This is a genomic window from Paraburkholderia sp. EG286B (assembly GCF_040965655.1).
Taxonomy (GTDB): Bacteria; Pseudomonadota; Gammaproteobacteria; order Burkholderiales; family Burkholderiaceae; genus Paraburkholderia.
On sequence record NZ_JBFRCF010000018.1, the window covers coordinates 94,232 to 110,841 of the forward strand.

13 protein-coding genes are annotated in these 16,610 nt (G+C 64.3%); 11 read left to right on the plus strand and 2 right to left on the minus strand.

The window, feature by feature from the left end; all coding sequences use genetic code 11:
- Positions 1–10: 10 nt before the first annotated feature.
- The gene (locus AB4Y42_RS31675; RefSeq protein ID WP_368686841.1) at positions 11–505 is read right to left on the minus strand and encodes a hypothetical protein; all 495 of its coding nucleotides are present in this window, start codon (positions 503–505) and stop codon (positions 11–13) included.
- A gap of 548 nt (positions 506–1,053) precedes the next feature.
- Between AB4Y42_RS31675 and tssB the strand changes: the two genes are divergently transcribed.
- The 11 genes from tssB to AB4Y42_RS31730 all read left to right on the plus strand — a co-directional run bounded on the left by tssB (position 1,054) and on the right by AB4Y42_RS31730 (position 14,621).
- Entirely contained in the window at positions 1,054–1,629 is a 576-nt protein-coding gene (gene tssB / locus AB4Y42_RS31680) for a type VI secretion system contractile sheath small subunit (protein WP_342925147.1), read from the plus strand.
- Between the two features lie 21 nt (positions 1,630–1,650).
- Positions 1,651–3,126, plus strand: a complete 1,476-nt coding sequence (tssC, locus tag AB4Y42_RS31685) for a type VI secretion system contractile sheath large subunit (protein WP_069267983.1) — start codon at positions 1,651–1,653, stop codon at positions 3,124–3,126.
- A gap of 133 nt (positions 3,127–3,259) precedes the next feature.
- Complete coding sequence (locus AB4Y42_RS31690; RefSeq protein ID WP_342925146.1) at positions 3,260–3,766, plus strand: Hcp family type VI secretion system effector; 507 nt, start codon at positions 3,260–3,262, stop codon at positions 3,764–3,766.
- A gap of 12 nt (positions 3,767–3,778) precedes the next feature.
- Positions 3,779–4,273 (plus strand): type VI secretion system baseplate subunit TssE, encoded by a 495-nt coding sequence (tssE, locus tag AB4Y42_RS31695; protein WP_368696378.1) that lies wholly within the window; start codon positions 3,779–3,781, stop codon positions 4,271–4,273.
- A complete protein-coding gene (tssF, locus tag AB4Y42_RS31700) occupies positions 4,257–6,044 on the plus strand; it encodes a type VI secretion system baseplate subunit TssF (RefSeq protein WP_368696379.1) in 1,788 nt (595 codons plus the stop codon). The genes tssE and tssF overlap by 17 nt, the downstream gene beginning before the upstream one ends.
- Positions 6,008–7,129 carry a type VI secretion system baseplate subunit TssG gene (gene tssG, locus AB4Y42_RS31705; RefSeq protein ID WP_368686838.1) on the plus strand — a complete coding sequence of 374 codons (1,122 nt, stop codon included), beginning with the start codon at positions 6,008–6,010 and terminating at the stop codon, positions 7,127–7,129. The genes tssF and tssG overlap by 37 nt, the downstream gene beginning before the upstream one ends.
- The gene (gene tssH, locus AB4Y42_RS31710; protein WP_368696380.1) at positions 7,126–9,792 is read left to right on the plus strand and encodes a type VI secretion system ATPase TssH; all 2,667 of its coding nucleotides are present in this window, start codon (positions 7,126–7,128) and stop codon (positions 9,790–9,792) included. The genes tssG and tssH overlap by 4 nt, the downstream gene beginning before the upstream one ends.
- Positions 9,793–9,841: 49 nt before the next feature.
- Positions 9,842–11,830, plus strand: a complete 1,989-nt coding sequence (locus AB4Y42_RS31715) for a type VI secretion system Vgr family protein (protein WP_368696381.1) — start codon at positions 9,842–9,844, stop codon at positions 11,828–11,830.
- 7 nt (positions 11,831–11,837) lie between these two features.
- A complete protein-coding gene (locus AB4Y42_RS31720; protein WP_368696382.1) occupies positions 11,838–12,383 on the plus strand; it encodes a toxin-antitoxin system YwqK family antitoxin in 546 nt (181 codons plus the stop codon).
- Positions 12,384–12,416: 33 nt separating this feature from the next.
- Positions 12,417–12,812 (plus strand): DUF4280 domain-containing protein, encoded by a 396-nt coding sequence (locus AB4Y42_RS31725; protein ID WP_368696383.1) that lies wholly within the window; start codon positions 12,417–12,419, stop codon positions 12,810–12,812.
- A 237-nt stretch (positions 12,813–13,049) separates the two neighbouring features.
- Complete coding sequence (locus AB4Y42_RS31730; RefSeq protein ID WP_368686833.1) at positions 13,050–14,621, plus strand: alpha/beta hydrolase family protein; 1,572 nt, start codon at positions 13,050–13,052, stop codon at positions 14,619–14,621.
- 195 nt (positions 14,622–14,816) lie between these two features.
- Here the strand turns inward: AB4Y42_RS31730 and AB4Y42_RS31735 are convergent, their stop codons facing one another.
- Positions 14,817–16,274, minus strand: a complete 1,458-nt coding sequence (locus tag AB4Y42_RS31735) for a Bd3614 family nucleic acid deaminase (RefSeq protein ID WP_368696384.1) — start codon at positions 16,272–16,274, stop codon at positions 14,817–14,819.
- Positions 16,275–16,610 lie beyond the last annotated feature (336 nt).

A 16,610-nucleotide genomic window follows, 5' to 3' on the forward strand; every position in this document is an offset into this window, starting at 1 on the left:
GTCTCGTTGCTCAATGCGCCGCCTGCACGCTCAGATCCTGGTCGCCGAGCAGCAGCAGCGCGTGAGCGGGCCCCGTGTCGAGCCTCACGCGGTGCGCGCCCGGTGTCTGGTAGTCGGCAAACACCACCACGCCTGCGCCCCGCTTGCCGCCAAACGGAAACGGCGCCGCCGCGACCTGCTGGCCCGGCACGACTTCGAACGACACGATCGTGATGTCCTCGGGATGATCGCGGCGCCATTGATCGCGCTGCGCGAACCACTTCGCCGAAGGCAGGCCGAGCAATGCGTCGAGCAGTTGCTGATTGCGCACGAGCACGGCGTCCACGGCAATGGGCGTGTCCTGATTCGCCTGAGTGGAAACGGCAATGGCCAGGGTATCTACCTGTACCTTGGGCAGCGACGAACACGCCGCGAGCACCTGCGCGAGCGCGAACGCCAGCGCGGCGGCACGCCAGCCGTACGGCTTCGCGGCGCGCGACGCGCCGGCGAATAACGTGGTGATCACTGCGCCATCCCCATTGTGTGCGTCGCCTCTTGTCCGCGATGCCTCCTGCCCGCGCGCAGGAGAGTCCATGCTAGTTCGTATTTCTAATCAAGACGCATGTTCTGCTGCGCAAGCTGTTTCGCGCGTAGTCTACAAGCGCCCCACACGACATTGCAATAACGATTTTTTACTCGATCAATTCAAAAACAATGCGTAAATAAACTTGAAAGGAAATGGGTCTATGCGCCGTAAATATACTTTGAAATTCCGCGTTTACTGTCCTAAAGTCGTGACCGTCTATCTTCACGACGTGCGCGACGAAGGACAAGTTGAAGCCGCACGCAGCGCGAACGCTTGACGCCGTGAATGCTCTCGTCTGACGAATCCGGGGCATGCTTTAGCTGTGTTTTTTCTGAAGGACCGGGAATGCACCTGGCAATCGTTTAATTACGTTTTGCGGGGCATTGTCGTCTTAAAGAAAATGCATCCTGAAAAGGGCAGATTGACGACAAACGCGCATCTCTCCCGTTACACAATGCAATAGAAGAACGACCGCCACCGAGGTGACCATGGCCGACAGTACCCAGCACTGGTTCGAACGGAACCGACCGCCGCGTGTCCAGATCACGTACGACGTCGAAACGGGCAATGCCATCGAAAAGCGCGAGCTGCCGCTCGTCGTGGGCATTCTTGCCGACCTGTCCGGCAAGCCTGTCGAGCCGTTGCCGAAAATGACGGAGCGCCGCTTCGTCGACATCGACCGCGACAATTTCAACGACGTGATGAAGTCGATCGGGCCGCGCGCGACGCTGCAGGTCGACAACACGCTCGCCGCCGACGGCAGCAAGATCAACGTCGAGCTGAAGTTCGAGCACATCGACGACTTCGATCCTGTGAGCATCGTCCAGCAGATCGGCCCGCTCAAACAGCTCTACGACGCGCGGCTGCGCCTGCGCGACCTCCTCACCAAGCTCGACGGCAACGACGAACTGGACAAGCTGCTCCAGGAAGTGGTGCATGACCCGAAGGGGCTGAGCGAAATCCGTTCGGCGCACCCGCAGGACACGCCGACAGCGCAGCTGCCGCCGCCCGCGGGCGACGCCGCTGCACCCGCCAGCCCTTCCAGTGACACGCCGGCCAGCTAAGCCCAACGCGAGGAGACGATCATGTCCGACATTCAGGCCGCCGCGACCGCGCAGGCGGGTACGGTCACGCTGCTCGACCGCATCGTGCACGAAGGACGCATGGCGCAATACGAGGAGCAGCAGCAGCACGCGCGCGAGCTGCTCGCCGAGTTCGCGCTGCAGGTGCTCGACAAGAACATGACCATCAGCCGCGACACCGTGGCGATGATCAACGATCACATCCGCAAGATCGACGAGCTGATCAGCGAGCAGCTCAACGAAGTGCTGCATCACCCCGACATGCAGGCGCTGGAGTCGTCGTGGCGCGGGCTGCACTTTCTCGTGAAGGGCTCCGAAACGGGCACGCGCCTGAAACTGCGCCTCCTGAACGCTTCGAAGAAAGACCTGCAAAACGATCTCGAGAAGGCCATCGACGTCGACACGAGCGCGCTCTTCAAGAAGATCTACGAGGAGGAATACGGCACGTTCGGCGGTTTTCCGTTCAGCGTGCTGGTAGGCGACTACTACTTCACGCGCCAGACGCCCGACGTGAGCCTGCTCGAGAAGCTCGCCTCTGTGGCTGCCGCCGCGCACGCGCCGTTCATTTCGGCGGCGCACCCGCAGCTGTTCGACATGTCGAGCTTCACGGAGCTGGGTGTGCCGCGCGATCTCTCCAAGGTCTTCGAGACCATCGACATGGCCCGCTGGCGCGAATTCCGCAAGAGCGAAGACTCGCGCTATGTCGCGCTCACGCTCCCGCACATCCTGATGCGGCGTCCTTATCATCCGGACAGCAATCCGGTGGAAGGCATGAACTTCTTCGAGGATGTGGACGGCACCGACCACTCGAAGTATCTGTGGGGCAACTCCGCCTACGCGCTGGCGCAGCGCATCACCAACGCGTTCGCACAGTACAGCTGGTGCGCCGCGATTCGCGGCGTGGAAGGCGGCGGCGCGGTCGAGCGCTTGCCGGACCATATCTTCCAGACGGCTTCGGGCGACAAGGCCATGAAGTGCCCGACGGAAGTGGCGATCACCGACCGCCGCGAAAAGGAACTCGACTCGCTCGGCTTCATCGCGCTCGTGCACAAGAAGAACGAAGGGCTCGCGGTGTTCTTCGGCGGCCAGACCGCCTGCAAGCCGGCGCTCTACAACACGCCCGAGGCCACCGCGAACGCGCGCATTTCCGCCATGCTGCCGTATATCCTCGCGGCGTCGCGCTTTGCGCACTACATCAAGGCGATCATGCGCGACAAGGTCGGCAGCTTCATGACGCGCGATAACGTGCGCGCCTATCTCAACACGTGGATTGCCGACTACGTGCTCGTGAACGACAACGCGCCACAGGAAATCAAGGCCCAGTATCCGCTGCGCGAGGCGCGCGTGGACGTGACAGATGTGCCGGGCAAGCCCGGCGCGTATCGCGCGACGGTGTTCCTGCGGCCGCACTTCCAGCTCGAGGAACTCACCGCCTCGATCCGGCTCGTGGCGACGCTGCCGCCGCCGGCAGCCGCCTGATCCACCCGCAGAAGAAAGCGATTCGATGAACAAACGACGGCCAGGCGGCGCGTGAGCGCCCCTGGTCCCTGAACGCGCCTGGCGCCGCGCACGCGGCCCGCGCGGTTCTCTACTGCTTCGGGAGCAGCAAACCATGGATTCGATCATTCTCGACCTGGGCAGCGACATCAAAGGCGAGTGCACGCTCGAAGGCTATGCCGACAAGATCGAGTTGATGTCGTACAGCCACAATGTGGCGATGCAGGTCACTAACGACGTCAGCAACTCGGAGCGCACCTCGGGCAAGCCCCATCTCGGCGAATTCACCGTGACGAAGTTCGTCGACGTCGCCACGCCCACGCTCAACGAATATTGCTGCTCCGGCAAGGCCATTGCGAGCGCGACCATCGTGGTGGGCCGCAACGCCGCCGAAAGCGACGGCAAGATCATGCCGTTCATCACCTATACGCTGAACAATGTCGTGCTGAGCAACGTGAGCGTGTCGGGCGGCGCGGGTGGCAAGCCCGTGGAAACCCTCTCGCTGAACTTCACGAAGATCAAGTGGGAACTCACCGCGCAGAAGGACGACGCCACCAAGGAAGGCACGGCAGCCACGACGTGGGACCTGGCCGCGAACAAGGTCGTGAAGGCGGCAGCCTAGCGCGCACCGCCTATGGCGAACATCCGCGCCTTCATCGCGATCGCGCCCATGCCGCTCTTCGAGCGGCTGGCCGACGACGCGCCCTTCGACGCGCACGAGTCCGTCGACGAACTCGCCGCGCGCACACTGGACGCGGCCGGCTTGCGCGCGTCGGTGCGCGCCGAGTTGCTGCGCCTTCTCAACACGCGCCGCGGCACGCCCCGCCTGCCGCGCGCGCCGGACGTCCTGCTCTACGGCCTGCCCGACTGGAGCGGCCAAAGCGCGGCCCGCGCGGAAGATCGAGCGGTGATCGAGCGTGAGGTGGCCGAGGCGATCCGCGCCTTCGAGCCGCGCCTTCGCAACCCGCGCGTGAAAATCGAAGCGGATGCCGCCGCGCCATGGCGTCTGTGCCTGCGCATTCGGGGAAGGCTGCGCGGCAGCGACGGCGTGGAGCACGTCGTCACCTACGTCGCCGGGCAGGACGGCGAAACGCAGTCCATCGGGATCGTCGATGAACGACTCGCTTGATGCGCAACTGCTCGACTACTACCAGCGCGAGCTGACTTATCTGCGCCGCGCGAGCGAAGGCTTTGCGCAGCGGTATCCGAAGATCGCCCGGCGGCTCGAACTCGGCCCTGGCGAGAGCGCCGACCCGAACGTCGAGCGCCTGATCGAAAGCTTCGCCGTGCTAACCGCCCGCATCCAGCGCACGCTCGACGACGAATACACCACGCTCACGGACGGCCTTCTCGAACAGTTCTATCCCTACGCGTCGCGGCCCGTGCCCTCCATGACGATCGTGCAGTTCGAGCCGGACTCCACGCAAGGCAGCATCGCCGCGGGGTATCGCGTGCCGCGCGATACGCCCCTCATGCACGTGGACGCGAGCGGCGCGACGATCCAATGGCGCACGTGCAGCGACGTCACGCTCTGGCCGATCACCCTCGCCGCCGCCCAGTTGCTCGACGCCGAGGAAGCCCAGGCGCTCACCGGCAACGCGTCGCTGCAATCGGCGCTGCGGCTCACGCTGCGGGGCATCGGTCCGCACAAGCTGGGCACACTGCCGATCGAGCGCCTGCGCGTGCGCCTCACGGGGTCGCCCGTCACCTCCGCCGCGCTCTACGACCTGCTCGGCGCGCACAGCGCCGCCACCTGGCTGCAGGCGCCAGACGGTACCTTGCGCGCGCAACGCGGCCTGCCCTCCCCGGTTGGCTTCGACGAGGAAGACGCGCTGCTGCCGCTAGAAGACGGCGCGCATCCGGCCTGCCGTCTGCTGGTCGAGTACTTCGCCTTTCCCGAGAAGTTCGCGTTCTTCGATCTGCCGTTCAAGCCGCCTGCCGATGCACTCGACAGCCTCGATCTCGTGATCGGTTTCACGGCGGCCCCGCGCGGACGCTTCACGTTGCACACCCAGGATATCCAGCTCGGCTGCGCGAGCGCGCTCAATCTGTTCGCGCGCACCTCCGAACCGTTGCGGCCCGACGGCACGGCGCGCGAAATGCGCGTGAGTCCCGACGCGCACCGCGAATCGAGCACCGAGATCTACGCCGTGCGCAACGTGCGCGCCGTGGCGGGCCGCACGGTGACGGACGTGCCGCCCTGGTACGGCTCGATGCATGGCGCGGATTCGGCTGTGTACTGGTACGCGCGGCGCGTGAGCGGGCTGCATCCGTCGCGACCCGGCAGCGACGTCATGCTCACGTTCGTCGATACGCGCTTCAGTCCCGCCGCGCCCGCGGCGCGCACGCTCACCGCGGACCTGTTGTGCACCAATCGTCATCTGGCCCACCGGCTCGCGCCGGGCGCCGCGCTGTCGTTCGAAGTGCCGGGCCCGGTGGCGAGCGTGCGCATTGCGCATCGGCCCACGCCGCAGATCGTGGCCGCGCTCGACGGCACGTCGCGCTGGCGCCTCGTGTCGCAACTCGTGCTCAATCACACGTCGATCGTGGAAGGTCCGCAGGCGCTGCAGTCGCTGCGCGAAATGCTGATGCTCCACAATCTCGGCGCGCATGCCCCCTCGCAGCGCCAGATCGCGGGGCTCGTGGCCGTGTCGAGCGAACCGATCGTCGCGCATGTCGGCACGGACCGCTGGCGCGGTTGGCGCAACGGACTCGGCGTGCGGATCGAACTCGACGAAACGAGCTTCGTGGGCGCGAGCACCGTGCTCTTTTCCGGCGTGCTCGCGCAATTCTTCTCGCTCTATGCGAGCGTCAACCGTTTCGTACAGACCTCGCTCGTGCGCGACGGTCGGGAGATCCGCACATGGCGGCCGACGATGGGCAGCCCGCTCGTTCTCTGACGCAGCGGCTGTTCGACGAACCGCACGCGTTCGAATTCACGCAGGCCGTGCGCCTGCTCGAGCTGTTGCAGCCGCACGCGCAGCCGCTCGGCACCGGGCTCGACCCCGGCCAGGAAGCGCTCGCGTTGAGCGGCAATCTTTCTCCCGCGTTTCCGGCCAGCGCGCTCGGGCCCTTGCGGCGCGGCTTGCCGCGCTCGCTCGCTTTTGCGCCCCAGCCGGGCGAACAACCATCCGCGCATGCGGGACCGCCCCAGCTCCAGGTCAACGCGTTCGCGCTGGGCGGCCCGAACGGCCCCTTGCCCGGTGCCTGGCAGGAATGGCTGCAGGACCGCCTGCGCCGCAAGGACCGCTCGGCGGCGGCGTTTCTCGACATCTTCCAGCATCGGCTGCTGGCGCTGCTCTATCGTGCGCAGCGCAAGTACCGCAGCGCCGAGCCGCTGCCCGCCACGACGCAGCGCTCGGCCGATGTCGTGCTGCGCGCGCTCACGGGCAACGCCTCGCTGAACTCACGCGCGTTTTACAACCGCGCGGCGCGGGAAGCGGCAGCGCCGCCCGAGCCGCTCGACCTGCGCGCCGTGCTGGCGCGCGCGGGCCTCTTCGCGAACCGCCGGCGTTCGCTCGCCGGTTTTGACGTCATGGTGCTCCATCATTTCCGTGTGCACGTGCGCTCGACGCCGTTCGCAGGCGGCTGGCGCACACTGCCTCCGGCGAGCCGCACGGCGATCGGCTCTGGTGGACGCAACCGGCGGCTCGGCCAGGACGCCGTTGCGGGCACGAGGATCTGGGACGAACACCACGGCATACGCGTGCGGCTGGGTCCGCTCAGGCGTGCGCAGTACGAAGCCTTCTTGCCCGGCGCGCCCGCTCACGAAGCACTGCAAACGCTCGCCTCCGAATGGTTCGGCGCCGAACTCAAGGTGCATCTCGAACTGCAGCTCGCCGCGGGCGAACTGCCGCGCGCGCGCCTCTCGCGGCACGCGCCGCTGAGGCTCGGCTGGACCGCCTGGGCCGGCGCGGCTGAAACGGCACCCGCGCGCCTCACGCGCCTCGCACCCGAAGACGTTCCGGGGCGTACCGGGCCGTGACGCTCGATCTCAAGACGCTCGTTGCGCGCCTCGAGCGCGAGCCGCGCGAAGCCCTCGAACGCGCCGCGCAGCAATGCCTGCGCGAAACACATTTCGTGGTCGAAATCGAACACTGGCTGCTCGCGCTCGCCGAACCCGAGGGCGGCGATTTCGCGTGCGTGCTGCCTCACTTCGGCGTGGACCGCGCCGCGCTCTGCGCCGAGATCCGCATGGCGATCGCGCGCTTCAGGCGCGGCAACACGGGTATGCCGTCGTTCTCGCCCGGCCTGCTCGTGTGGCTCCAGGACGCGCTCGTGCAATCCACCGTCGTGCTCCAGCAGCCGCGCGTGCGCGCGGCGACGCTGCTCATCGCCCTGCTCGAAAACGACGCGCTGCGCGCACGCGCCGTGCATGGGGCGCCCATGCTGCTTCGCGTGGCGAGCGCCGCCTTGCGCGCCAATTTCTCCGATTGGCTCGCCCCCATCGAGGCGGCCGCATCGCTTGCGCCGCTGACTCCGGTCGCGCCCCTCGAGCCGGCCACAGACGATAACGCGCCCCTTCCCGCGTTCGCGGGTGCGCTTGCGTCCGCGACGCCAGCGCCCGCCCTGCTCGACCAATACACGCTCGACCTCACCGCCGAAGCGCGGGCCGGACGCATCGACCCGATCATCGGACGCAATGCGGAGATTCGCCAGACGCTCGACATCCTGTTGCGGCGGCGACAGAACAACCCCCTGCTTGTGGGCGCGCCGGGCGTGGGCAAAACGGCCGTGGTCGAAGGTCTCGCGCTGCGCATCGCGGCGGGCGACGTGCCGCCGCCGCTTGCCGAGGTCTCGCTGCGCATGCTCGATCTCGCGCTGCTGCAGGCGGGAGCTGGCCTGAAAGGCGAGTTCGAGCGGCGCCTGCGCGCGGTGATCGATGAAGCGCGGCACTCGCCACGACCGGTGGTGCTCTTCATCGACGAGGCCCATACGATGATCGGCGCAGGCGGCGCAGAAGGCGGCAGCGACGCCGCCAATCTGCTCAAGCCCGCCCTTGCGCGCGGCGAGCTGCGCACCATCGCGGCCACGACGTGGCTCGAATACAAGAAGTACTTCGAGCGCGACCCCGCGCTCGCGCGGCGCTTCCAGCTCGTGCAGATCGAAGCCCCAGACGAACCCACGGCCATCGCCATGCTGCGCGCGCTCGCGCAAAAATTCGAGGCGCACCACAACGTGACGATCCTCGACGCCGCCATCGTCGATGCGGTGAAACTCTCGCATCGGTACATCTCCGCGCGCCAGTTGCCCGACAAGGCGATTGCCGTGCTCGACACCGCATGCGCGCGCGTGGCGCTGGCGCAGCACGACACGCCGCCGCAACTCGAAGCGGCCAGGCACCGGCAGCGCGCGCTCGACGACGAACTGCTGCGCCTGCGCACGGAAACGGTGCTCGGCGCGAATCACACGCAGCGCCTCGCCGCGCTCGAAGCGGAACATGCGCACAACGCCACGCTCGTCGAGACGCTGGAGGCGCGCTGGCGTGACGAGGCCGCTACCGTGCGCGAGATTCTCGCGGTGCGCGCGCGCCTGGCCGCTCTCGACGCGGCGCCTCGCGATGCCTTCAACGACGGCGCGCAGGAATCGCCAGATAGCGCGGACGCAAGCGAGAACGAAAACGAGAACAACGAGGCCGCCGACCCGCGCGAAGACCTCGCCGCCGAACTGGCGCGTCTCGAAAGCGGGCTCGAAGCGATACGCGACGACGACCCCATGGTGCCGGTTTGCGTGGACTCGAAGACCATCGCCGCCGTGATCGCGAGCTGGACCGGCATTCCCGTGGGCAAGATGCTCGCCGACGAAGCCCACGCCGTGCGCACGCTCAAGGGCCGTCTCGCGCAGCGCATCGTGGGGCAAGACGCGGCGCTCGACCGCATCGCCATGCGCATCCAGGCGTGGCGCGCGGGACTGGCCGACCCGTTGCGCCCGGTAGGCGTATTCCTGCTCGTGGGGCCGACTGGCGTGGGCAAGACCGAGACGGCCTACGCGCTTGCGGATGCGCTCTACGGCGGCGAGCGCAATCTCATCGTCATCGACCTCGCCGCGTATCAGGAAGCGCACGCGGTCTCGCAGCTGCGCGGCGCGCCGCCGGGCTATGTGGGCTATGCGAGCGGCGGCCAGCTCACCGAGGCGGTGCGCAGGCGCCCTTATAGCGTCGTGCTGCTCGACGAGATCGAAAAGGCGCATGTCGACGTGCTCGAAGCGTTCTACAACGTCTTCGACAAGGGCGTGATGGAGGACGGCACCGGGCTCGTGGTGGATTTTCGCAACACCGTGATCCTCGCCACCAGCAACGTGGGCGCCGAACTGCTTCTCAATACGCCTGCCGCAACGCTCGCCACCGACGCCTTCGCGCGGCGGCTGCATGAAGAACTGCTGCACGCGTTTCGCCCGGCGTTTCTCGCGCGCATGACCGCCGTGCCTTATGCGGCGCTCGACGACACGGTGCTGCGCGCCATCATCGAAAAGAAGCTCGAACAACTGCGCACGCGCTACCGCGACGCGACGGGCAAACAGTTCGCCTTCGACAGCAGGATCATCGACGCCGTGCTCGCGCGCTGCCGCGCCGCGGGCGGTGCCCGCGAGATCGACAACGTGCTCATGAACGAGCTGGTCGGCACGCTCGCGCAGTGGGCGCTCGAATGACGATGCACGGGCCCCGCCACACTGCCTTCCACTCGACACCATTCCCGCGATGAACCGCCCCATTTCCGCCGATACCGATGCGCGCATCAGCCTCACGGGCAGCGCGTTCAGCACGCTCTTTCCCGCCCGCTTCGAGGCGCGCGAGGCGCTGGACGCTCCCACCACGCTGACGCTGCACGCCCACGGCGGATTGCCGCCGCCCGCACCCTCGGGCATGACGGGCAACCATGCAACGCTCTCGCTCGCATGGGGCGAGTCGCCTCGGCTCATCGACACCGTTTGCACGCGCGCCGCGCAGTTGCCCTCGACGATAGACGCCAGCCACTTCACCCTGGAACTGCGTTCGTGGTTGTGGCTGCTCACGCTCTCGCGAAACAACCGCATCTTTCAGGGCAAGAACGCCCAGGAGATCATCCAGGCCGTATTCGGTGGGCACAGCTTGACGGACTACTCGTTCTCCGTCACGGGCACGGCGGCGACGCGCGAATGGTGCGTGCAGTACGCGGAGTCCGACTTCGCGTTCGTGAGCCGCCTTTGCGAAGAAGAAGGCTGGTTCTATTTCTTCCGCCACGATACGGGCAGCCATACGCTCGTCATTGCCGACAGCAACGACGCCTTCACGCCCTTGCCCGGCGACGCGACACTGCATTACACAGGTGGCACGAGCGGCGCGCGCGAGTCGACGCAGATCGTCCATTGCGAGGTCGTCGAAGAGACGGCCACCGGGCTCTTCTCGCATACCGACTACGCGTGGGAGACGCCGACCGCACAGCTCTATTCGCAGGCACAGGCGGCATCGAACGGACACAGCGTGTACGAGTATCCGGGGCGCTACGCCACCAGCGGCGATGGCTCCACGCTCTCCAAACACCGCGTGGACGCGCTGCGTGCACCCACCCGGATCCTCATTGGCGAAAGCGATTGCCGCGCGCTCGCGCCGGGCTGCCGCTTTACGCTGGCAGATCACGAATCGAGCGATGCCAACATCGAATGGGTCGTGCGCAGCGTGACCCACGAAGCCGATCACAACCGCTATCGCAACCGCTTCGAGGCGTTTCCGTTCGCAACGACATGGCGGCCCGCGCGCACGACGCCGCGCCCCTTCATGCCGACGCAGACCGCGACGGTGGTGGGCAAGAGCGGCGAGGAATTGTGGACGGATCAGTACGGCCGCGTGAAGGTTCAGTTTCACTGGGACCGCGACGGCCAGAACGACGAACAGAGTTCGTGCTGGATTCGCGTGGCGCAGCCTTGGGCGAGCAAGCGCTTCGGCATGCAGTTCATGCCGCGCGTGGGCGACGAAGTCGTGGTGACCTTTATCAACGGCGATCCGGACCGCCCGCTGATCACAGGAAGCGTGTACAACGGCGCAAATCTGCCGCCCTACACGCTGCCCGACAACCAGACGCAGTCCGGCATCAAGACGAATACCTCGAAAGGCGGCAACGGCTTCAACGAACTGCGTTTCGAAGACAAGCAGGACGGCGAGGAAATCTTCCTGCAGGCGCAAAAGGACCTCAACGCCAAGGTGATCAACGACGCCACGTGGACCATAGACCACAACGAAACGAGCACGATCAAGAATGACCGCGCGCATACGGTCAAGGAAGGCAACGACACGCTCACGGTCGAACAGGGCAACCGCACCACGACGGTCAAGACCGGCGACGAAACCGTCGACATCAAGGGCGCACGCACCGTGAAAGCCGGTGGCAACGAGACGCGCACGGTGGGCGGCAACCTCGATCAGACCGTGACGGGCAACATGACGCTCACCGTGGACGGCAACCTCACCATCAAGGTGAGCGGCACGCTAACGCTGCAGAGCACGGGCAATCTCACGGCGAAGAGCGATGCGTCGCTGACGAACCAGGCCGGCGTGTCGCTCACGAATCAGGCCGGGACGTCGCTGACCAACAAGTCGGACGGCACACTTTCGAACGAGGCGCAGAGCGTGACGAACAAGGGCGCCGTGCAGCAGACGGTGGACGGAGGCGGCATGCTGGTGGTCAAGGGCGGCATTGTGAAGATCAATTGAGGCGAGCATGGAGACGATCCAGCCGGTCACGATAGAACGCGACGACACGCGCATAGAAGGCGCGACGCTGGGCGGCGCGCTACACGGCCCCGTGCGCATCGAGTCGGAAGGACGTCCCGTCGCGATGATGCGTTACGCGAATGGCGTGCTCAGCGGCCCGGCCACCTATTGCTATCCGGAGGGTAACCCCTCGGCGCAGGTGCAGTACGCGCACGGAAAGCTCGACGGCAAGGCGCTTTTCTATCACCCCGATGGAAAGGTCCAGCGCGAGGCGCACTACGCCAACGGTGTGCTGCACGGCGTTTCGCGCACCTGGCTGGCCGACGGCACGCTGCTCGAAGAAGCGCCTTACCGCAACGGCAAGCTGCATGGCGTCTTGCAGCGCTTCCATCCGAATGGCTGCCTGGCGCTACGGCAGCCGTTCAACGCCGGAAAGCCGCTCGAAGCGGCGAAACGCTATACCGACGACAACCGCCCGCTAGCAGCGGACGGCAAGCCGCTGCCGCGCTGGAAGCAATGGTGGCAGTCGCTGGCTAATCCGTCTTCGGCCTGATTCTGGCGCTGGCAACGCATAAGGAGGTACACGATGACCAGTCCGCAAGTCTGCGCCGGCGCCACACTGCAATGCTCGTTTGGCGGCGCGCCGGGCACGCTCAACGTTCTGCCCGTCAATCGCGTGCTCGTGAGCGGTGTGCCCGCCGCGACGATTGCGGACTCGATTCCGATCGCCAATATCACACCGTTCGCGCTGTGCCAAAGCCCGGCGAATCCTACGGTGATCGCCGCGACTGCCGCGGCGCTGGGTGTATTCACGTCGATGCCCTGCGTTCCGGCTACACCGTCGCCGTGGATTCCGGGCGGCGCGCCCACTGTGACGCTGGGCGCCATGCCGGCGCTGGACGCTCAAGGTACGCTCGTTTGTATTTGGGGCGGCGTAATCAAGGTGGTGCAGCCGGGGCAAGTGACTACGCTTGTGCCGTAGCAGTGGCTACCTTTTGAAACGCGGAATCGAATATCGTGGAGCTTGCAGATGTTTAATTACATAAGCCCACACGACTCTGGCAAGCGCCAGTGCGAATTCTTCATCAAGCACTTCACTGGAAAATTGTTCCCACAACCAGTGGCAAATGCCGAATTCGTTTACCTATACTCGTTTGACTCTGCAAGGCAGCCCCATTTTCCGAACACCAACAAAACGGAGCGTGAAATGCGAGGAGCGATGCTTAAGACGAGTTGGGTGCTGCTGACTTTCCTTCTGTCGAGTGCCAGTGTTGTCGCGCAGGCGGGTTCGACCTGCAGCGGATTGAGTTGCTTTTTCCGCGGTCAGCTAGTCGAGCAGAGAACGAGCCTGCGCCTGAGCGCAAGCGACTTCACGAAACTGCTAAACACGAACGCAACGGGCCAGCAATTACTGCAAGTTGCCGGCACACCGCGCTGCGATATCGAAATCAAGTACTTCCGCTACCTCACGATAGGCGGCGCGGGCGAACCCACCATGTCGAGCGCCGCGCTGATGATCCCTGGCGGTAGCGCGTCCTGTACGGGGCCGCGTCCCCTCATGCTGTACGCGCACGGCACCACGACCTACCGCAACTACAACATCGCCGACATCACCCAAACTGACCCGGCCAACGGCGACGGTGCGGGCGAAGGCATTGCCGTGGCGGCGATCTACGCGGCGCAAGGTTATCTCGTCGTGGCCAGCAACTATGCTGGCTACGCGGGCTCCCCCTTGCCGTACCACCCCTATCTGAACGGCGACCAGCAATCCGCCGATGTGATCGATTCGTTGCGCGCGGCCCGCTTCGCCATGGCCCTACCGGATCCGGGAAACAAGACGCGTGAGAACGGCAAGCTGTTCGTCACCGGATATTCGCAGGGCGGCTACGTGGCACTCGCCACCCACCGCGCGCTGCAGGCGGCCGGCATCAACGTCACCGCTTCCGCGCCTGGCTCGGGTCCCTATGCGCTGGGCGCAATGGCCGATGCTCTCGTCCAGGGCGAGGTCGACCTCGGCTCGACGATCTTTACGGTGCTGGTGACCACGAGCTACCAGCATGCATACGGCAATATCTATCGCAAACCAGGCGACTTTTTCGAGGCGGCCTACGCCCCCGGCATCGAGAACCTGTTGCCGAGCGTCATGTCCACGGATACGTTGTTCGCCAAAGGCAAACTGCCCGCAACGCAGCTGTTCAGCAGCACGCCGCCCGCGCCGCAGTTCGCCTCGTTGACGCCGCCTCTTGCGCCGCCGCTGGCGCCTGCTGAATTGACCCCGCTCTTCGCGTTGGGATTCGGCACCGCGAATCTCGTGCGCAACGCTTATCGTCTGAGCATGCTCGAAGACGCCATCGCCAATCCGGACGGCGCGTTTCCCACGCCGACCGCCGCGATGGCCCCCGCTGCCAGTCCGGCCCAGCCGCTGCGCCAGGCGTTCAGGCGCAACGATCTGCGTAACTGGGTGCCGCACTCGCCCGTGCTGCTATGCGGCGGCCACCTCGACCCGATGGTGTTCTTTTTCAATGCGGCGATCGAGCAGGCCTACTGGAAAAACGCCAACGTCGCGCCGGGCCTGACGAGCGTGCTCGACGTCGATTCCACGCCTGGCGCGAACGATCCGTTTGCCGCGGTGAAAGCGGGCTTCGCTCAGGCCAAGGCATCGGTCGCCGCGCAGGCGGTTCAGGGTGGTGCAACGGATGGTGGAGAATCTGCCGTGCTCCAGGTCTACCACGCTGACATCGTCGCGCCGTTCTGCATGGTCGCTGCGCGCGGGTTCTTCGGCAATTTTTAGTTTGCTGCTGCGATCAAGCCCGCATGTGAGCATGGCGGTCACGTTTGCCACTCTTTGACTGACACGCCATGCTTCGAGAAGCTTACGCAAGCCCTCCGGGCGTTCGAGCGCGATGTCGTGCCGGGGCAGGAGTACCGAGAAGACTTCGAACTGGCTCGGATGGCGAGCAGCGCGTTTCTGACGATGACAACCGCTTCATTTAATCAAACCACCAACCTTGATTTTCTTGATCAACGCAATCCCACGCTGAAGAATTGCTGTTTCGCCCTCATCACCCACCCTGGCATCCAGAAGTTCCTGCAGACTGTCCAGGTTGTACTTGAACAATTGCTTCGGCGCTGGATTGTTTCGCAGGAAGGTGGTGACCCCTTTGCGGCGCGGGCCATCCTCTGCGTGATGCGCTTCCAGCCAATCACCGGCGGTCGGCATGCGTCCCAACTGAGCCTGGGTACTACTCATCCATCTGGCAAACGCAAAGGGGCGCATGACATCGTCAGGCGCAATTCCGCGGCTGCCGGGATGCGGGTTGGGCACTTCGGCCAGTGAAGGAAAACGCTTCGGGACGTTTTCTGGCGACATGGAGTTCGCGTATTTACGCAGCTCTGGAATCTCGATGATCGGCTTTTGAACAATGGGCAACACGGCAGTCAATCTTTGGATCGAGCCATTTTTCTTGCGATCTAATGCACTTTTCTGAATGCGAGGGTCCATATGCCCGACCACGACCGGCACATTGGTTCCGACCGTCGTAATCAGCCCCGCGCACATATGGCAGGGCGCCAAGGTGGAATAGATGCGCACGCCATCCGGCAATTTGCTGGCGTTGTTCTTGGCCAGATACGCAAGCACCATGCTGGTTTCCGCATGGAAGCAGCCGTTCAGGCGATTGATATTCACGCCCCATCCCAGAATAATATCGGTGTTGCTCACCATAATGGCAGCCACATTATGTCCCTGCTGCAGCGCGGTCCGGCTATCCGGCAATGCCGCCCCAGCCAGTGCATAGGCAACCTTCATCCACAAATTGTCTTTCTTGCTTGGCTCGGTCACGCACGTGCCAGTTTGAACCGGCACGCAATCAATCATCCGCGCGAGCATGCTTTTCTCATTCACGTCGCTAACTCGTGAATTATAGACATATCGGCATCTCTTGATTTGATCATAGATGTCGTACGCACCCCTCGTCAGGTCAACTTTTGGAGAATTGAATAAATTAATCCATTTTCTTAACGCGTCAGAAGAGGTTGGAAATGTCTCCAGCCTTGCTTTCTCGTCCCACCATTTTGGCAAGTTGATTCGTTGAGAAATCTGGAAATCACCGTCACCGCCTAATGCAAATGAATCAGTAATACCATCGTCCGTCGGGCGTACGAATTTTGCGTTGAATCCGTCCAGATAAACGATGCTGCGAACGTTTCGCTGCCAACCCAGCCCCAAACACATCTCAGTCGGCACATAGGTTGTGTAGATATCGCAACCGGAAGAGCGGTCGAAATTGTGCAACAAATTGACGATGGCTTTTTCATGCGCTTGATTGCCAACAACGCCGATCGCTATTACTTGATTATTCGATACGAGAAGGGCTACATCCTTTCCACCTTCGTTTTCTTTATCGCGCAACGCCATTGCCAGAAAGAAGTAATGAATATTCATCTCGATCCTCTTCCAGTGGCCAGTTTTTCCCGTCTGCGGCGCACGCCGGGAATTATCGCTGCGTCAGAAGTGTAGACCATGAATTGCTTGCACCCAAGGTCCAGGAACGCCTGGTTGCAGACGGTGCGAAATATCCATGTGGGAATTCGACGATATCCAATTCGGATAGTCACGCGGCCGAAAAGCAACCGGGAAGCGTGGACGAATTCGGGTGAGTGTTTGGCTATTCAAGGTGTACTTTATGCCTCTCACATACATTCGTCCCCTTACGAACTCACGGCATCCAGGCAGGAATCGGAGTGCGATCGTTCGTTACAACAAATCCCCCAACACCTC

What these genes read in the sequence shown, in the direction of transcription:
- tssB (WP_342925147.1), top strand. Translation starts at nt 1,054, where the DNA reads ATGGCCGACAGTACCCAGCACTGGTTCGAACGGAACCGACCGCCGCGT.
- tssC (WP_069267983.1), top strand. Translation starts at nt 1,651, where the DNA reads ATGTCCGACATTCAGGCCGCCGCGACCGCGCAGGCGGGTACGGTCACG.
- AB4Y42_RS31690 (WP_342925146.1), top strand. Translation starts at nt 3,260, where the DNA reads ATGGATTCGATCATTCTCGACCTGGGCAGCGACATCAAAGGCGAGTGC.
- tssE (WP_368696378.1), top strand. Translation starts at nt 3,779, where the DNA reads ATGGCGAACATCCGCGCCTTCATCGCGATCGCGCCCATGCCGCTCTTC.
- tssF (WP_368696379.1), top strand. Translation starts at nt 4,257, where the DNA reads ATGAACGACTCGCTTGATGCGCAACTGCTCGACTACTACCAGCGCGAG.
- tssG (WP_368686838.1), top strand. Translation starts at nt 6,008, where the DNA reads ATGGCGGCCGACGATGGGCAGCCCGCTCGTTCTCTGACGCAGCGGCTG.
- AB4Y42_RS31715 (WP_368696381.1), top strand. Translation starts at nt 9,842, where the DNA reads ATGAACCGCCCCATTTCCGCCGATACCGATGCGCGCATCAGCCTCACG.
- AB4Y42_RS31720 (WP_368696382.1), top strand. Translation starts at nt 11,838, where the DNA reads ATGGAGACGATCCAGCCGGTCACGATAGAACGCGACGACACGCGCATA.
- AB4Y42_RS31725 (WP_368696383.1), top strand. Translation starts at nt 12,417, where the DNA reads ATGACCAGTCCGCAAGTCTGCGCCGGCGCCACACTGCAATGCTCGTTT.
- AB4Y42_RS31730 (WP_368686833.1), top strand. Translation starts at nt 13,050, where the DNA reads ATGCTTAAGACGAGTTGGGTGCTGCTGACTTTCCTTCTGTCGAGTGCC.
- AB4Y42_RS31735 (WP_368696384.1), bottom strand. Translation starts at nt 16,274, where the DNA reads ATGAATATTCATTACTTCTTTCTGGCAATGGCGTTGCGCGATAAAGAA.